Origin of the sequence: Paraburkholderia tuberum STM678, from assembly GCF_902833905.1 — a bacterium.
Taxonomy (GTDB): Bacteria; Pseudomonadota; Gammaproteobacteria; order Burkholderiales; family Burkholderiaceae; genus Paraburkholderia; species Paraburkholderia tuberum.
The window spans coordinates 19173-33843 of the sequence record NZ_CADFGP010000008.1 but is presented as its reverse complement, the minus strand read 5'-3'; the positions used below and the strand labels follow the sequence as shown (position 1 = coordinate 33843).

Below are 14671 nucleotides of genomic sequence, written 5' to 3'. Positions count from 1 at the left end.
CTCAAACGTTGATCATGCCACGTACATACGACTCCATCGTGCCTGCGCACGAGAGCTTGTCTTCGCCTTCCTCGAGATCGGCATAGCGGCCGACTTGACGGACCAGCGGCCCCTGCAGGCCGTCGGTGTTCCCCGCCGGTGAAAAGTCGACCACGACCTTGTCGCCAGTGATGAAACCACCCCAGTATCCTTCGGCCAGCAGATCGAAAAACGCGAAGCGCCCCTCAACGACGCCCAGTCCATCCGCAGGATTCAGCAGTTGCTCTCCCGCCTTGTCGAGGACGAACGGGACGATCCACGGGCAGATTGCATAGCCCTGCGCAACTTCCGACCAGGGGCCGGTCCCGATCATCTCGGACATGCCATAACTGTTCTGGACGTTCTCGGCACGAATACCGTAGAAGCGGATGATTTGCTCCCGATAGTCGGCGGGGGCCGAGGTGCCCTTCAAGCCGCCACCGGTGGTGATTACCGTATCCGGATGGCAGATGCCATCGGCGCTGCCGCGCTGACGGGCGCGCTCGACGAGCGTCCAGTGCAACGACCAGTTGCCCTGGACGAGCACCGGAACTTCGCGCTGCGCGGTGAGCTTGTCGAGAAACCGGTCGATCATCTTGCCGGTATGACGTTGGCGCGCCACCGCCTGCTCCTGAAACGCCGCGACCTCGCTCGGTTTCGCGGAGCCGTCGGCGATTGCGCGGCGCATGCGGCCCATCGAAATCGTTGCGGATGCGAGCACCGGTTCGTCGAACATCAGCGTGGTTTCCGCGCCGAGCCGTTGCGCTGCGTTCAGTACCGGTTCGATATGCCGATGCGCGCCGGCAGGCGGCATCATGAGGAAAGCCGGGCGCTTGCCGAAATCTCTTCGGATCATTGCGTTGCCGTAGACGCCCAGCTTCACGCACGACTCGGTGACATTGTCGAGATCGGCTTGCGTCTGACTGATGAAGCTGCACTTTCCGGATGTGCCGCTCGAGCTGAAAACATGGTGTCCCGCCGTGCGCAGACGGTCCATCCATGCGTCGACGTTGTCCAGGCCGTCCAGATCGACTTCGGCCACCCGTTTGCTCGATAGCGTTTGCAGCCATGCCGAAAGATGCTTCCAGCGGCCGTTGTCGATGAATGACTCGGGGTAGCTCTTGTAGATCTGATGCGCAAACAGCAGGGGCACCATATCTTCATGGCGGGTCACCTCGTTGACGCCGACATCTTCCGCTCTGCGACGCAGTAGCCTGATCTGTTCGCGGCGCTCGGCGAAGCGCTCTTTCATGGCAGCGAGCTGAAGCTCGCGAAGGTTCTCGGGGTGCTTGCGAAACGGGTCGCTTTCACCGCGCAGCATTGCATAGAACGGGTCCAAAGCGGACATGTCGTCTCCAGGGCTTGAGTTGCCAGGCGTCAGTGGTCGAAGTCGGTGGAACTCGACACGTCGAGCCAGGCTTCGAGGTCGTGTTGCACGGACGAAAGTTTCTTCCGAACGAGGTCGACGGCGTCCGGACCTAGCGGTAGCCGCAGCGGTGGGACGTCTGCGGAAACCGCGCGCACGATGGCGTCGGCAGCCTTGGCCGGATCGCCCGTTTGCGTGCCGTGGTAGCTGCTCATGTAACGACGCATCTTGCCCACGGTCTCCGTATAGACGGGTGATTCGACCTCGCTCCACTTCAGCGATCCGCCCGCGAAATTGGTGCGGAAGCCGCCCGGCTCGACCACGGTCACACGAATCCCGAACGGGCTCAGCTCACGAGCGAGCGATTCCGAAAGCCCTTCGATCGCATGCTTCGAAGCGCAATAGAAACTGCAGCCCGCGATGCCGATCACGCCCGCGACCGACGAGAAGTTCACGATATGACCGCGGTTGCGCTCGCGAAAATGAGGCAGTACGGCACGTATGACGTTGACCGTTCCAAACACGTTGGTATCGAACAGCTGACGTGCTTCCGCGTCGGAGACCTCTTCAAATGCGCCGAAGAGACCGTAGCCCGCATTGTTGACGAGTACGTCGATCGGTCCCGCGCGCTCGATGGCCTGCTCGACGCCGCGACGCGCCGCTGCCGCGTCGGTCACGTCAAGCAGCACACCGTGCGCGCGTCCGGGTGCGAGATTTTCGAACGGCGTGATCTGTGCGTCATTCCGAACGGTCCCGACCACTTTGTCGCCACGGGCGAGGACCGCCTGCGCAAGCGAACGGCCGAAGCCGGACGAAACGCCGGTAATGAACCACACGGCTGGGCTTGCATGTGTTTCAGTCATTGTCGATTGGCCTTCAGATGAGTAGCAAACATCGATTTAGTTGGCGGTCCGGGCCTCGGTCATGTCGGCGATCTCTCCGCGGACGTAGGCGTCGATCGTTCCCGCGCAGGACAGCTTGTCGTCGCCGCCGGGCAAATCCTTGTAGCGCACCACGTCGCGAATGATGGGCGTGCGTACGCCGTCGATGCCGTGACCGAACTCCACGGTGACCTTGTCGCCGCTGATCACGCCGCCCCAGCGCCCATCCGCGAGCAGGTCGATCATGGCGAGCCGTCCCTCGACGATGCCTTTCCCGTCCGCAGGATTGAGCAGTTGTTCGCCGGTCGAGTCGAGCACCAGCGGGACGAGCCAGGGCGGGACCGTCCACGCCTTCGCTTCGTGAAACCACGGGCAAAAGCCCGATACTTCGCCCATGCCGTAGCCGTCGTTGAAGTTGGTCGCGTTGAAGTTGAAGAAGCGCTCGCACTGTTGCTGGAAATCTTCTGGCAGGTTCGCACCTTTCTTGCCGCCGCCGATACTAATGATCGTGTCGGGGTGAAAGTCGGCGTCGGGAATGCCACGCTGGCGCGCCGTGGCGACGATCTGATAAAGCATGCCCATCATGCCCATGATGAACATGGGCTCGTGACGCCGTTCGAGCAGTTGGTCGATGAACTGCCGGAAATCGGCTTGTACGCGTTCGCTGCGTTCTCGACTTTCGTTCTGGAAGGCTTCGATTTCACTCGGGAGCACGGTGCCGTCCGCGATGGCCCGCCGCATGCGCGCCATGCGCGTGGTGTGCGCGGCGCTTTGCGGCACATCCGACATGTAATGAAGGTCGCCCGGCATTGCAATCGATTCGGCGAATTTCGCCATGCGCTCCGTTCCGGTGTAAGAGCCGGAGGAGGGCGTCAGAAGGAACACGGGATAGCGACGCGACGGATCGCGCATGCCGCTCGCCGCCCAGCGAATGCCTTGGGAGAGAAGGCGCCAGCCGAGATCGCGGTCGGCTTCGCTCTGGTAAATGAAGGACTGCTTGCCCGAGGTCCCGCTCGAGCTCATCACGTAGTGGCCGTTTCGACGCAGCGCATGGATCCAGTCGTCGAGATCGGCGATCGTGCCGTAGTCGAGTCCGTCGATCTTGCGGGTTGTGAGCGTTTGAAGCCACGCCGTGAGGTGGCGCCATTTTCCCTGCTCGATGAACGAATCGGGATAGCTCTTGTAGACGGAGTCTGCAAAAAGCAATGGCACGGCGTCGCTCATGCTCTTCACTTCCGTCACTCCGGCCTCGCTGGCTCGCTTGTCGAGAATGCGAATCTGCTGCCGGCGCTGCGCGAAGCGCTCGCGCACGGCTTGCAGTTGCGCGGCATGGAGGCTTTCCGGCGCGTTGCGGAAGGGGTCTTGAAGATCCGTGAGTTGAAGCAGCGTGGAAAGGGCTTGCATTATTGGGTCTCCCCCGGATTCGGGCCCGATTCCTCCGAGACCCATTTCATGAATCGATGGATCGGGAACATGCCGTCGTGCGGATAGCCGCCAACCCCATCTGAAATAGACTCGCCCAGCGCCACGATGCGTTGCACGCCAGCGCACGCGAGCGCGTCGCGCACCTCTGTGACCCGGTGCGGCGGATAGATGCCGACCGTTTGCGTGGCGACGGTCGCATAGCGCGCACCGTCGCGCAGGCTTGCCACGGGAACGACGTTGACGGTCTTGCAAATGGGATGAAAATCGACCATTTCTTCCGAGCGAATGACGAGCCCCTTGCCGTCGTATCCGCCGAACACCCGGTAGAGCGGCTCCATCTCACGCAGCACATCAACCGCTTCGCGAATGTCGCTGGGCACCAGCGGGCCCTGGCCGTCGCCATAGCGAAAGTCCTGGCCGAGTGCCAGCGCCAGTTGCTCGGCATAGCGGTCGGCGTCGTCTTCGTCGCCTTCGATGAATTGATACCGGCTCGCATTGCACGCGTCCTGGTTGAACGACAGCACATCGGCTGCGCCGGCACGCGCGACGTCGCGCAGCACCTCGTCGGATGCAAAGGCTTCACGGCCGACCAGCGAGATAGATACCTTCGGATCGAACGCGACCAGCTCGAGCCCGGGGCCAGCGTAGCGCATCACGTGCCGAACCGCGCTGTCGCCACCCCATACGACAATCTTGTCGAAGTACTGCGGACGATAAAGAATCGACTCGACATTTTCGTCTCCACCGCGCCAATACGCAGCCGAAAACGACTGGGTGACGGGATGATCCGGGTCGATGTCGGCCATCGTGCGCAGAATTGCAGTGGCCGTGAAAAGATCGTTCGAAGGCAGCTTGAGCAGGTGGACGCCTTTCGTCAGCGCCGCGCGCATGACCGTCATGGCTGCCACCATCGGCGAGTTGCCTGCGAGCACATGTACGAGGCGCGGAGGAAACGCGCGCAGACGACTCGGGCGCCCGCGCAGCGTGCGTGCCACCCAACCGTCGACGAGGCGCGCGTCGCCAAGACTTACGCGCAACTCGTCCTCGATTACCTCGCGTGCGAAAAGGTTGGGAATGTCGCGATAGCAGTTTTCGAGAATCCGTCGCCCGAGCGGACTCACTTTGATCATTGACTCGAGCGCGGCCTGCATCAGCGGATTGACGTCCAGATGCAAACGCGGCCCCAGCTCGACAAGAAAGTCGATAACCTTCGCAATCGGCATATCGAAGGCGGGGCCTGACTCAGCTCGCGGCCACACGAGGTCGTCAAGGTCGATCCTGGGCGTGCAGAAACCTTGGCCAAGATCACGCGACACGTGCCTGATGGCGCTTCCGGTGACAGTGCGACCGCGGTATACGTGAGGAACCGGCAGCGGCACGAGGCTGGGCTCCTGCGCCGGGTTCCCGCGTTGCCTTTCCGTTGTTTCGGGGTGCTCCATAAAAGCTCCTTTCAAATATCGATACGCGTTGACCTGGGGCGCAGACGCTGGTCCATTCCGAGCTTGCTATCGCTAGTCAGCTCAGATTGACGATCATCCGATCGAGTAAATGTTTGACGGTTCGGACTTCTTCGACCGTGAAGCCGCGAAGCTGCCGATTGCTTGCATCGACGATGTGCGGCAGGGTTCCGCGCAACAACTGGCGGCCGTTCGCAGTCAATGTGAGCTCGACACAGCGTCGGTCGGAAGTGCTGCGAATTCGTTCAATCAATCCTCTTTTTTCAAGCGAATCGAGCTTGCGGGTCATGATGCTGCTGTCAGCGAGCAGCACCCGGCACAAGGCGGTAGGTGTGCGAGCACGTCCGTCGTACAGTGCTTTCAGGATTCCCCACTGTATTGCTGAAAGCTCGCTCGCAGCGAGCTTTTCGTCGATTTCCTGCCAAAAAAGTAGCTGCATTTGCAAGCAACTATATGCACGGCATTCAAAATATGCAACGATAGGCGAGGTGTGGTTTTCCCCATGTTGCGACGGGGAGCAGGTATGCGCGACGATGCGCATGCGTCTTTTTGTTTGCAATCTTCGGGAGGAACCTTGTCGGAATCTGGTGTGGTAAGTGACATGGCGTTGCCTGTCGCTGTTGAGGAAGTGACCGCAAAGTGGCTAAGCTCCGCGATCGCGTTCCGCTTTCCCGGCGCCGAAGTAACTTCGTGCCGGCACGTGGAGGTATTGCCGGGTACGTCGACCAAGGTACGCGTCGCACTCGAGTACAACGAGGCGGGACAGGCAATGGCGCTGCCGGCGCGCATGATCGTCAAGGGCGGTTTCGAGGATCACAGTCCTTCGATGAGAGACATGTATCGCAACGAAATGCGGTTTTATCGCGACGTTCTACCGTTCATCAACATGAACGCGCCTAGATGCTTTTTTGCAGGCACGGATCCTGACGCCTGGCAATCGGTCGTCGTGATGGAAGACCTGAGCGAGCGTAACGTTCAGTTTTGCCGTGCCCAGCAATCGCAGGGCTACGAACAAGTCGCCCTACGGTTGAGTGCGATGGCGCGCTATCACGCGCAAACATGGAACAGCCGGGAGTTCGACAAGGGCGGTCGGCTCGAATGGGTGGGAGAGCGCTTTTCGGACTGGTCGCTGGAATACCAGAACCGATACCTCGAACCGGACGTCTGGGCCCACTACATATCGCTGCCGAGAGGAGCGGCAGTAAGCCGGTATCTGCACGATCGGGACTGGATGATGGCATCTCTCGCGCGCATTGCGCGCGAACATAAGAGCAAACCGGTATGCCTTATTCACGGCGATACGCATCTGGGAAATCTGTACGTCGAAGCTGACGGGACGCCAGGTTTTTTCGATGCCCAGGTCAGTCGGGCGCCTTGGAGCCTCGAGGTTGCCTATCACATAGGGTGCGCACTCGATATCGAGGACCGTCGCTCATGGGAGCGGTCGCTGCTCGAACACTATCTTTCGCAGCTGGCGATTGGCGGGGTCGAGGCGCCCGATTTCGACGAAGCGTGGAACGACTATCGACGCGATCTCGCGTATGGATACTTCATCTTTGCGATTAACGAAACCCGCTTCCAGACCGAAGCAGTGAACACCGCGTATGCGGCACGCTTTGGCGCGGCATTGTTGGATCACGGCACGGTGCGCGAATCGACATGATCCAGGCCAATAATGCAACCATATGTTGCATTATTGGCCTCGCGAGACTAAGCTCGACCATCGGCAGCCTCCTGGCGAGTTATGGCTTGAACGTGCAGGTGCTCGCTCGAACGTTCAAGATGACAGTGGACTTTCATCAACCGATTACGGCATGCCTGTTCCGAAAATCTTTCATCAACGTTTAAGCGGCAAGATCGCGATCGTGACCGGCGCAGGATCGCTCGGTCGGGGTTTTGGCACGGGCAAGGCCATTGCCTGTCTTTTTGCGGCGGAGGGCGCGTCCGTCTGCCTCGTCGATCAGCAGTACGAGCGGGCGGCGGAAACGCTCGCGCTGATCACGGAAGCGGGCGGCCGAGCGTTCGTATCGACCGGCGATATCACGGACGGCGCTGTCTGTGCGCGCATTGTCGAAGAGACCGTTCAGCGGTATGGAGGCCTGGACATTCTCATCAACAACGTCGGTATCTCGGGCGCGCCGGGGCGATTGCAGGACGTCGACGAAGCGTCCTGGGACCGTGTGATCGACGTCAATCTGAAAAGTGCGTTCTTGATGAGCCGAAGTGCGGTGCCGAAGATCGTGGCGCGCGGGGGCGGGGCCATCGTCAACATCGGTTCAATCGCAGGCATCCGCAGCCACGGGTCGGCCGCGTATGGCTCGTCAAAGGCGGGAATGGTCGGCTTTACGCGTGAACTCGCGGTGATGTACGGCCGCGATCAAGTTCGTGCCAACGCGATTGCTCCGGGGCATATTCTTACGCCAATGGTGGAAAGCATGCTTGACGATAAGGCTCGCGAACGTCGCCGCAAGATCGCGCCCCTCCCATTGGAGGGAGATGCATGGGACGTCGCGGCCGCCGCGCTGTTTCTCGCCAGCGACGAATCGCGATTCATTACCGGTACGTGCTTACCCGTGGACGGTGGCGTGACGCAGATTGCGGCGCTTGCGGCGTACGATCTGGTCCAGCAATAGCCACCGTATCGGGCGGGGTACGTCGGGCAGCAAAGCGTCACTTTCCGCTGTGCTTTCCTGGCCAAATCTTCTGGTAACTTAGCGGGGCCGAATTTGACCCGCGTTACAGGAAACGGCACCTGTCTGGCACTGGCATGGCCGTCGAATTGCGGTTCATGCCAATCGCCCCTTTGCTCGGCCCTGGATAAATATCGCGCTCGATCCGAACGATCTGTCGATGTTCGTCCAGGTCGTCCGCGCCTTGGTTCATCTGCTTTCCGGCAAACGCGCGTCATTGCGGCCTGAGGTGCAGATCGTTGCTCACGGATTGCACCCCCGGCACGCCGCGCGTCACGGCAAGCGCTTTCTGAATCTGTGCCTCCGAATCCACGTATCCTGACAACTGCACGACGCCTCGATACGTCGCGACGCTCATCGGCAAGGATCTCAGTTCCGGGTTCGCGACGAGCGCCTGCTTCACCCGGGCGGCGAGCGCAGCGTCGTCAGCGGCGATCTTCCCCGGCGCTGTCAAGGGCGGCGTCACCGTGGATTTACAGCCGCTGGTGAACACGAACGCTGGCAATGCGAACGCCGCGACGATCAGCAATCGGCTTTTGATGTATGGCGCGTTTCGCATGTCGGCTATGAAATCCTGATTCGATAAGCGCTAAATGGTGGGCTGAAAAGCGCGCCGAGTGGCGAAGGGATACGGCGCATCTCGGCTTACAGGCTACCTGTATTGGCAGGGCAACCCTTCGCGTCGATTTGGCGAGGCGAATCAGGCGTAGCAATTGCGCAGGTACGAGAGAACGAGTATCTGACTGTCGCCATCGCAGTTTCCCACGAACTGCATACGTTAGCCGAAGACGGTATCTGAAGAAGTTTTCCCATGTCTGAGCCTGTCAATCCTCCCAATACCCGGGCGAGCGGGTTTCAAGGTGTCACGCGGAGGGTCGCACTGTCATCGGTCCGCTGGTCAAAGCGCCGCACGGGGGCAACGAAGACCCTTGAAGCGCCCCACCAGAAGTCTGATGTCCCGGCATAAAGCCTATCTGCATGCCCATTTTCTAAAGAGATCGCGGAATCTGCCGATAAAGAGGTCATCGTACAACACCGGGTTGAAAAGCGGCATGAGAAACGTATCGGTTCGAAATAGTCTCCTGACTGTCTTCCTGATCTTTGCGGCGATGATTTTGCTGGGCGGCGTGATCGGTGTCGCCACGCTCAGCCGCGCGAACGCCAATCTCAACCGCATCCATCAGATTGCGACGCAGGAAATTCTCGTCAACGACGCATACAAGGACTCCACACGCACTCGAGCCGCGTTGACACGAGCCTACTCAGCTCTAAAGGAGCGCAACGACGAGACGACGCGAGACTCGGCATTGAAGAGCGCCGAAACGACGATGAACCGGGCGGCTGCGGAAACCGAGTCGTTTCGAAGCGCCGCCGTTTTTCGTGGCCAGGACGACGGGTTGAAGCAGCAGTTGATCGAATCGTCAGTCAACCTCGCCGCGATTCTGAAGAAAGCCTCCGATGCTCTGCGTGCCGGCGATACGAACGCCTACGCCGCTATCAACGATCACGACATTACGTCAACCGGTGTGGCGTATTCGGTGAATGTCGAGAAATTCCAGAGCATGGCTAACAGGTTGTCGAACGATGCCATCGCGCAGCTCGATCGCGAATATACGTGGGTCGTCAGCCTGGTCATTTTCGGAGTGAGCGCGGCGCTGGTCCTGATCGTCGCTGCGCATTTCGCGCTGCGGCGCATCGTGACGACTCCGCTGAACGACGCCGCCAATCTGCTCGACCGAATCGCGGCGAATGATCTGACAGCGCGCATCCCCGAGGCGAGCGGCAACGAGATCGGTCAGCTATTCGCGGCGATGCAGCGGATGCAGCGTGGTTTGGCTCGGACAGTGGCGAACGTGCGCAACAATTGCGAGGCCATTTACGGCGGCGCGCGCGAGATTGCCGCGGGCAATGTGGATCTGTCGAGCCGCACAGAGCAGCAATCAGCGGCACTGGAAGAAACCGCGGCCAGCATGGAGCAATTGACGTCCACCGTCAAACAGAACGCGGATAACGCGCAGCAGGCAAGTGCACAGGCTTCGAGCGCAGCCGATGTCGCCGAGCAGGGCGGCGAAGTGGTCGAGCGCGCCATCGAGACAATGAATTCAATCAGCCAGAGTTCGCGGAGGATCGCCGAGATCACCGGGATGATCGACAGCATCGCATTTCAGACCAATATCCTTGCGCTGAATGCGGCGGTCGAATCGGCACGGGCCGGTGAGCAGGGACGCGGCTTCGCCGTGGTCGCAAGCGAAGTTCGCAGTCTAGCTCTGCGCAGCGCGGACGCCGCCCGAGAGATCAAGACCTTGATCGGCGCCTCGGTCGAGGACGTGGCTAACGGCAATAGCCTGGTCGCGCAGGCGGGTCAGTCGATGAAGCAGATTGTTAGCGCCGTGCGCGGCGTGGCCACCATCATGAATGAAATCAAGGCAGCAACGATCGAGCAGAGCACGGGCATCGAACAGGTCGGCCAGGCGGTTACGCAGATGGACCAGGTGACTCAACAGAATGCGGCACTCGTCGAAGAAGCCGCCGCTGCCGCGAGCGCGCTCGAACAGCAGGCGCAGTCAATGACGGATGCAGTCTCGGCATTCCGCCTCGCCGCGCAATAGAAGCTCCGATTGACCGACGCAAAGCGCTGGTCGATTCAGACAATCTAAATCATTTCTAACTGGGGTATGAATATGAACGTTAAAGGCGTGCTGGGCGCCACCGCAATTCTGATTGCCGGTGCTTCCCTCTCCTGCATGTCACAGGCCGCGACGTACGCATATGTATCGAATGCAGATAGTCAGAATATCTCGGTTTTCAGTCTCGACAAGTCGAACGGCTCGCTTGCGCCCGTGGAGACTGTGTCTGTCGGTGCAACGGTGATGCCGATGGCGTTTTCGCCGGATCACCTTCGGCTCTACGCAGGACTGCGTTCGAAGCCTTATCGCGTGGTGAGCTTTGCGGTCAATCCGCTCGATGGCCGGCTGATCGAACTCGGCAGGGCGCCGCTTGCGGATAGCATGGCGTATATCTCGACGGACGCAAACGGCCGTTACCTCTTTTCCGCGTCATATGGCGGCAACCTTCTGGCGGTGAACCAGATCGGCGCGGATGGTGTGGTCGGCAACGTACAGCAGACCGTCAAGACCGGCCCGATGGCTCATGCGATCCGCAACGCTCCGGACAACCGTTTCGTATTCGCGTCGGTTCTCGGCGCGGATGCCTGGCTCCGTCTCAAGTTCGACGCCTCGAATGGGCAGTTGACCGAGGACACCGCGCCCGCCTATTCGTTGCCGCCGAAATCGGGACCACGTCACTTCGTATTCTCGCCGGATCATCGCTTCACGTACCTGATCGATGAACTCGACGGCAAGCTGCACGTACTCGCCTTCGATAGCACCCGCGACACCGTCAAGCCGGTCGAAACAGTCTCGATCCTGCCGCCCGATTTCTCCGGCGACAAGCCATGGGGGGCCGATCTCCACCTGACCCCGGACGGGCGATTCCTGTTTGCATCGGAGCGCACATCGAGCACGCTCGCGGCGTACAAGGTGAACGCTGCCTCTGGCAAGCTGACGCGTATCGGTACGTACCAGACGGAAAAGCAACCGCGTGGATTCAATATCGATCCGTCCGGCAAGTACTTGCTGGCTGTCGGGCAATTATCGACGAGCCTTAGCGTTTACAACATCGATCGCAAGACTGGCAAGCTGAGTGCGATCGGACAGTATCCGGTCGGCAAGGGCGCGAACTGGGTTGAACTCGTGGAGTTTGATGGCACGAACGCCGATTGAGGTTTGATTCCCGGATCGCCGTGCGGTGAGCATGGCGTTCCTGCTTCGGCTTTCACTGGGCGCCACGATTTGCGTTTTGTCGGCGGTGATGCGTCCAGTCTTCCGAGAGGTGGCGCTGCCTTGGAACGCACCCGGCGCCCCGTTGCAGAACGTCAGGCTTTCGTGGCAGCGAACGGCCGCTATAGAGAAGGTCGACCCTCCACTTACGGCCACTCTGAACCACTCGAACCAGATTTGCCACGGTCTCATTGCGGGCCGACAGGATGTCAATCCGAGCGGTCCGGAATGGCTTGCCAGGACCATGGCTGTGCCGCATGGTTCCGGGCGACGGAAGGGCATGCCCGCGATGAGGATCATTAGCCGCGCTCACGCACCACATCGCTGCGGTTCCACCATCCGCCGCCGACAGCCTGAAAGAGTGCGACGGTATCGGAATACCGGGTGGCCTGAGTCTGGACGAGGCTGATGCGGGCCTGCTGGTACGTCCGCTGCGCGTCGAGCAGCGCAAGATAGCTGATCGCGCCAACGTGGAACTCGCGCTGGGACACAGCGAGGCTGTCGGCCGCCGCCCGCTCGGCTGCTGCCTCGGCCACCACTGCGTCCGCATCTGATTGCAGCGCTCGCAACGCATCAGCCACGTTCTGAAACGCCGAGATCACGGTGTTGCGATACTGCGCCGCTGCTGCATCGAAAGCGTCAATTGCGGCGCGGCGCCGGTGCAGCAACGTTCCACCTTCGAAAAGGGGCTGCGTGAGTCCCGCTCCCAGGTTCCAGATCGCGCTTCCCGGCGAAAACAGCGCATCGTTGGTCTCGCTGCCATAGGCGGCGCTGAGCGTGAGTTGCGGCAACATATTGGCGGTGGCGACGCCGATCTCTGCGCTTGCGGCGTGCAGTTGCGCTTTCGACGCGCGAATGTCCGGACGCTGCTCGACGAGTGTCGACGGCAGGCTGACCGGCAACGTGTCGGGCAACTGCAGCGACGCGAGATCAAACGTCTCGACCAGCTCGTCACTCGGGAAGCGGCCAAGATAGGCCGTGAGCTGATTGCGGGTCAGCGCCAGTTGCTTTTGCAGCGGCGGCAACTGCGCGCGTGTTTGCGCCAGCGTGGCCGCCTGCGCGAGTACCGCCGCATTGGCGACGGCGCCGATCGCGAATTGCCGTTTCAATCCCGCGAGTTGCTGCGTCTCGATGTCGACGATCTCCTCTGTGGCTGCAATCTGCGCCCGCAACGAAGCCTCCTGTACGGCGGCCGTGGCGACGTTCGACGTCAAGCTCAGATAGCTCGCCTCGAGTTCGAAGCGTTCGTACTCGGCTTGCGCGGCGAGCGATTCGATCTGCCGGCGCGTACCGCCCCAGATATCGAGCAGGTAGGTGACGCTCACCGAGGCGTTGTTGAGCCTGAAGACCGGCACCGCGGTCGAGATCCCGAACGGCGAGCCCGAAATCTTCTCGCGAGCAGTCGAGATGTCCGCACTCACCGTCGGGAACAGCGCCCCTTGTGCTGCGTAAAGCGCTTCGTTGGCCTCGCGAAGGGTGGCCTGCGCCGCCTGCAGGCTCGGGTTGGCCTCAAGCGCACGTTCTACGAGTGCGTTTAGCGCAGCCGAGTGGAATAGCGTCCACCATTGCCCCGGAATGTCGAGAGCTTGCACGAAGCGCTGCGCCTCGCCGCCGTGGACGTCCGACGCGACGGTTCGCTCCGGCAGTGGCTCCCGCGTATAGCCGCTGACCTGCGGCGGCCCGGGTGGCGCGAAGTCAGGTCCGACTTCGCAGCCGCCAAGCAGCGTCGCCGCCGAAAGCGCCGCGCAGGCGGCGCTGCGGCAACATGCTGCCCGGGGGTGACGCGCAAAGCCGGGGTTCGATGTCATTGCTGCGCGCTCCTCATGTTCCGGGCCGTTTACGAAGGCTTCGCCGCAACCGGTTTCACGGCCATGCCGGGGCTGAGCTTGAGGAGATTGCCGACCACGACCGAATCGTCCCGAACGACGCCCTTCCTGACCACGACAAGTGGCCCGTAGTCCGAGCCGAGGGTCACGTAGCGCTGCTCGACCCGCTTGTCTGCGCCGACGACGTAGACGTATTTGCCAAGCTGGTTGGAGCCGACGGCCACTTGTGGCACCAGCAGCGTGTTGGGTGCGTCCGCGACGTGCAGGCGCACGCGGATGAATTGCCCCGGGAGCAACGTGTGATCCGGGTTCTCGACGGTCGCGCGCGCGGTGATGGTGCCGCTGCTGCGCCCCACGTTGTTGTCGAGAAACGTGAGCCTGCCACGGTACTGCGGGCTCGCGCCCTGACCGACGATGACCTCGGCCGCGATGGTCCCCTTCGCCTGATCCCGCTGGATAGTGGCGAGATCGGTGTCCGGCGGATTGAAGGTGGCATAGATCGGGTCGAGCTGCACGAGGGTGTTGAGCTGGGTCCCCGTGCTGCTGACGAGCGCACCTTCATGCACCTGACTCAGGCTGAGACGCCCGGAGAACGGCGCGCGGATCTTCGTAAAGTCGAGATTGAGCAGCGCCGTCTCGATCAGCGCACGATCCGCCGCGAGCGCGGCCAGGTCCTGATGCTCGGTGCTCGCGGACTGCTGCAGCGTATCGATCGACACGTCGCCCGTCTCGCTCATCAGCGTATTGCGGCGATGGCTGGCGATGGCATATTCGAGCGCAGCCGCATCCTTTGCCGCCTGCGCCCTCGCCTGATCGAGCGCCGCCTGATAACTGCGCGGATCGATCTCATACAGGAGTGTGCCCTTGCTCACGTCCGAGCCATCGGACACCCCCTGCTTCGCCAGGTAGCCGGTCACCTGCGCCTGAAGCGTGACGGTGCGGATCGCGTCCGTGGTGCCGACATATTCGAGGTAAACCGGCACGGTCTGCTCGACCACCTGGGTTACGGGCACCTCGGTGGGGGCGGCTGGGTCCGGCGCGGGCGGGCTGCCGGTAGCCTGTCGCGCTCCCCCACCCGTGAACGACAGGACGCAGACGACTACGGCGATCGCCAGGCCCGGGGCTACAACGCGAAGTTTGCCGACTCTCATTGCGCCGTTGCTCCCCGA

13 protein-coding genes are annotated in these 14671 nt (G+C 61.4%); 4 read left to right on the top strand and 9 right to left on the bottom strand.

What is annotated here, in order from left to right:
* Position 1: 1 nt before the first annotated feature.
* From HWY30_RS08750 to HWY30_RS08730, 5 genes are all read right to left on the bottom strand, one after another.
* A complete protein-coding gene (locus HWY30_RS08750; RefSeq protein ID WP_090808874.1) occupies positions 2–1366 on the bottom strand; it encodes a hypothetical protein in 1365 nt (454 codons plus the stop codon).
* A 29-nt stretch (positions 1367–1395) separates the two neighbouring features.
* The gene (locus tag HWY30_RS08745; RefSeq protein WP_090808876.1) at positions 1396–2247 is read right to left on the bottom strand and encodes an oxidoreductase; all 852 of its coding nucleotides are present in this window, start codon (positions 2245–2247) and stop codon (positions 1396–1398) included.
* A 36-nt stretch (positions 2248–2283) separates the two neighbouring features.
* Complete coding sequence (locus tag HWY30_RS08740; RefSeq protein ID WP_090808877.1) at positions 2284–3669, bottom strand: hypothetical protein; 1386 nt, start codon at positions 3667–3669, stop codon at positions 2284–2286.
* On the bottom strand, positions 3669–4913 hold the full coding sequence (locus HWY30_RS08735) for an acyl-CoA reductase (protein WP_244144838.1): 1245 nt from the start codon (positions 4911–4913) through the stop codon (positions 3669–3671). The genes HWY30_RS08740 and HWY30_RS08735 overlap by 1 nt, the downstream gene beginning before the upstream one ends.
* A gap of 292 nt (positions 4914–5205) precedes the next feature.
* Entirely contained in the window at positions 5206–5688 is a 483-nt protein-coding gene (locus HWY30_RS08730) for a MarR family winged helix-turn-helix transcriptional regulator (protein WP_244144837.1), read from the bottom strand.
* Between HWY30_RS08730 and HWY30_RS08725 the strand changes: the two genes are divergently transcribed.
* Positions 5671–6810 carry a phosphotransferase gene (locus HWY30_RS08725; protein ID WP_244144836.1) on the top strand — a complete coding sequence of 380 codons (1140 nt, stop codon included), beginning with the start codon at positions 5671–5673 and terminating at the stop codon, positions 6808–6810. The genes HWY30_RS08730 and HWY30_RS08725 overlap by 18 nt on opposite strands.
* 22 nt (positions 6811–6832) lie before the next feature.
* Positions 6833–7780, top strand: a complete 948-nt coding sequence (locus HWY30_RS08720; protein ID WP_244144835.1) for an SDR family NAD(P)-dependent oxidoreductase — start codon at positions 6833–6835, stop codon at positions 7778–7780.
* 103 nt (positions 7781–7883) lie between these two features.
* On the opposite strand, the gene HWY30_RS08715 is transcribed toward HWY30_RS08720, so the two are convergent.
* Positions 7884–8030, bottom strand: a complete 147-nt coding sequence (locus tag HWY30_RS08715) for a hypothetical protein (protein WP_167368751.1) — start codon at positions 8028–8030, stop codon at positions 7884–7886.
* 21 nt (positions 8031–8051) lie between these two features.
* Positions 8052–8396 carry a BON domain-containing protein gene (locus HWY30_RS08710; RefSeq protein WP_090808886.1) on the bottom strand — a complete coding sequence of 115 codons (345 nt, stop codon included), beginning with the start codon at positions 8394–8396 and terminating at the stop codon, positions 8052–8054.
* Between the two features lie 493 nt (positions 8397–8889).
* Here HWY30_RS08710 and HWY30_RS08705 point away from each other — a divergent pair, with 493 nt between their 5' ends.
* The gene (locus tag HWY30_RS08705) at positions 8890–10446 is read left to right on the top strand and encodes a methyl-accepting chemotaxis protein (protein ID WP_090808888.1); all 1557 of its coding nucleotides are present in this window, start codon (positions 8890–8892) and stop codon (positions 10444–10446) included.
* Between the two features lie 66 nt (positions 10447–10512).
* Positions 10513–11619: a lactonase family protein gene (locus HWY30_RS08700; RefSeq protein ID WP_410451312.1), complete on the top strand. Its 1107-nt coding sequence runs from the start codon at positions 10513–10515 to the stop codon at positions 11617–11619.
* A gap of 356 nt (positions 11620–11975) precedes the next feature.
* On the opposite strand, the gene HWY30_RS08695 is transcribed toward HWY30_RS08700, so the two are convergent.
* Positions 11976–13484: an efflux transporter outer membrane subunit gene (locus HWY30_RS08695; protein ID WP_090808890.1), complete on the bottom strand. Its 1509-nt coding sequence runs from the start codon at positions 13482–13484 to the stop codon at positions 11976–11978.
* A gap of 29 nt (positions 13485–13513) precedes the next feature.
* A complete protein-coding gene (locus tag HWY30_RS08690; RefSeq protein WP_090808893.1) occupies positions 13514–14653 on the bottom strand; it encodes an efflux RND transporter periplasmic adaptor subunit in 1140 nt (379 codons plus the stop codon).
* Between the last annotated feature and the right edge of the window lie 18 nt (positions 14654–14671).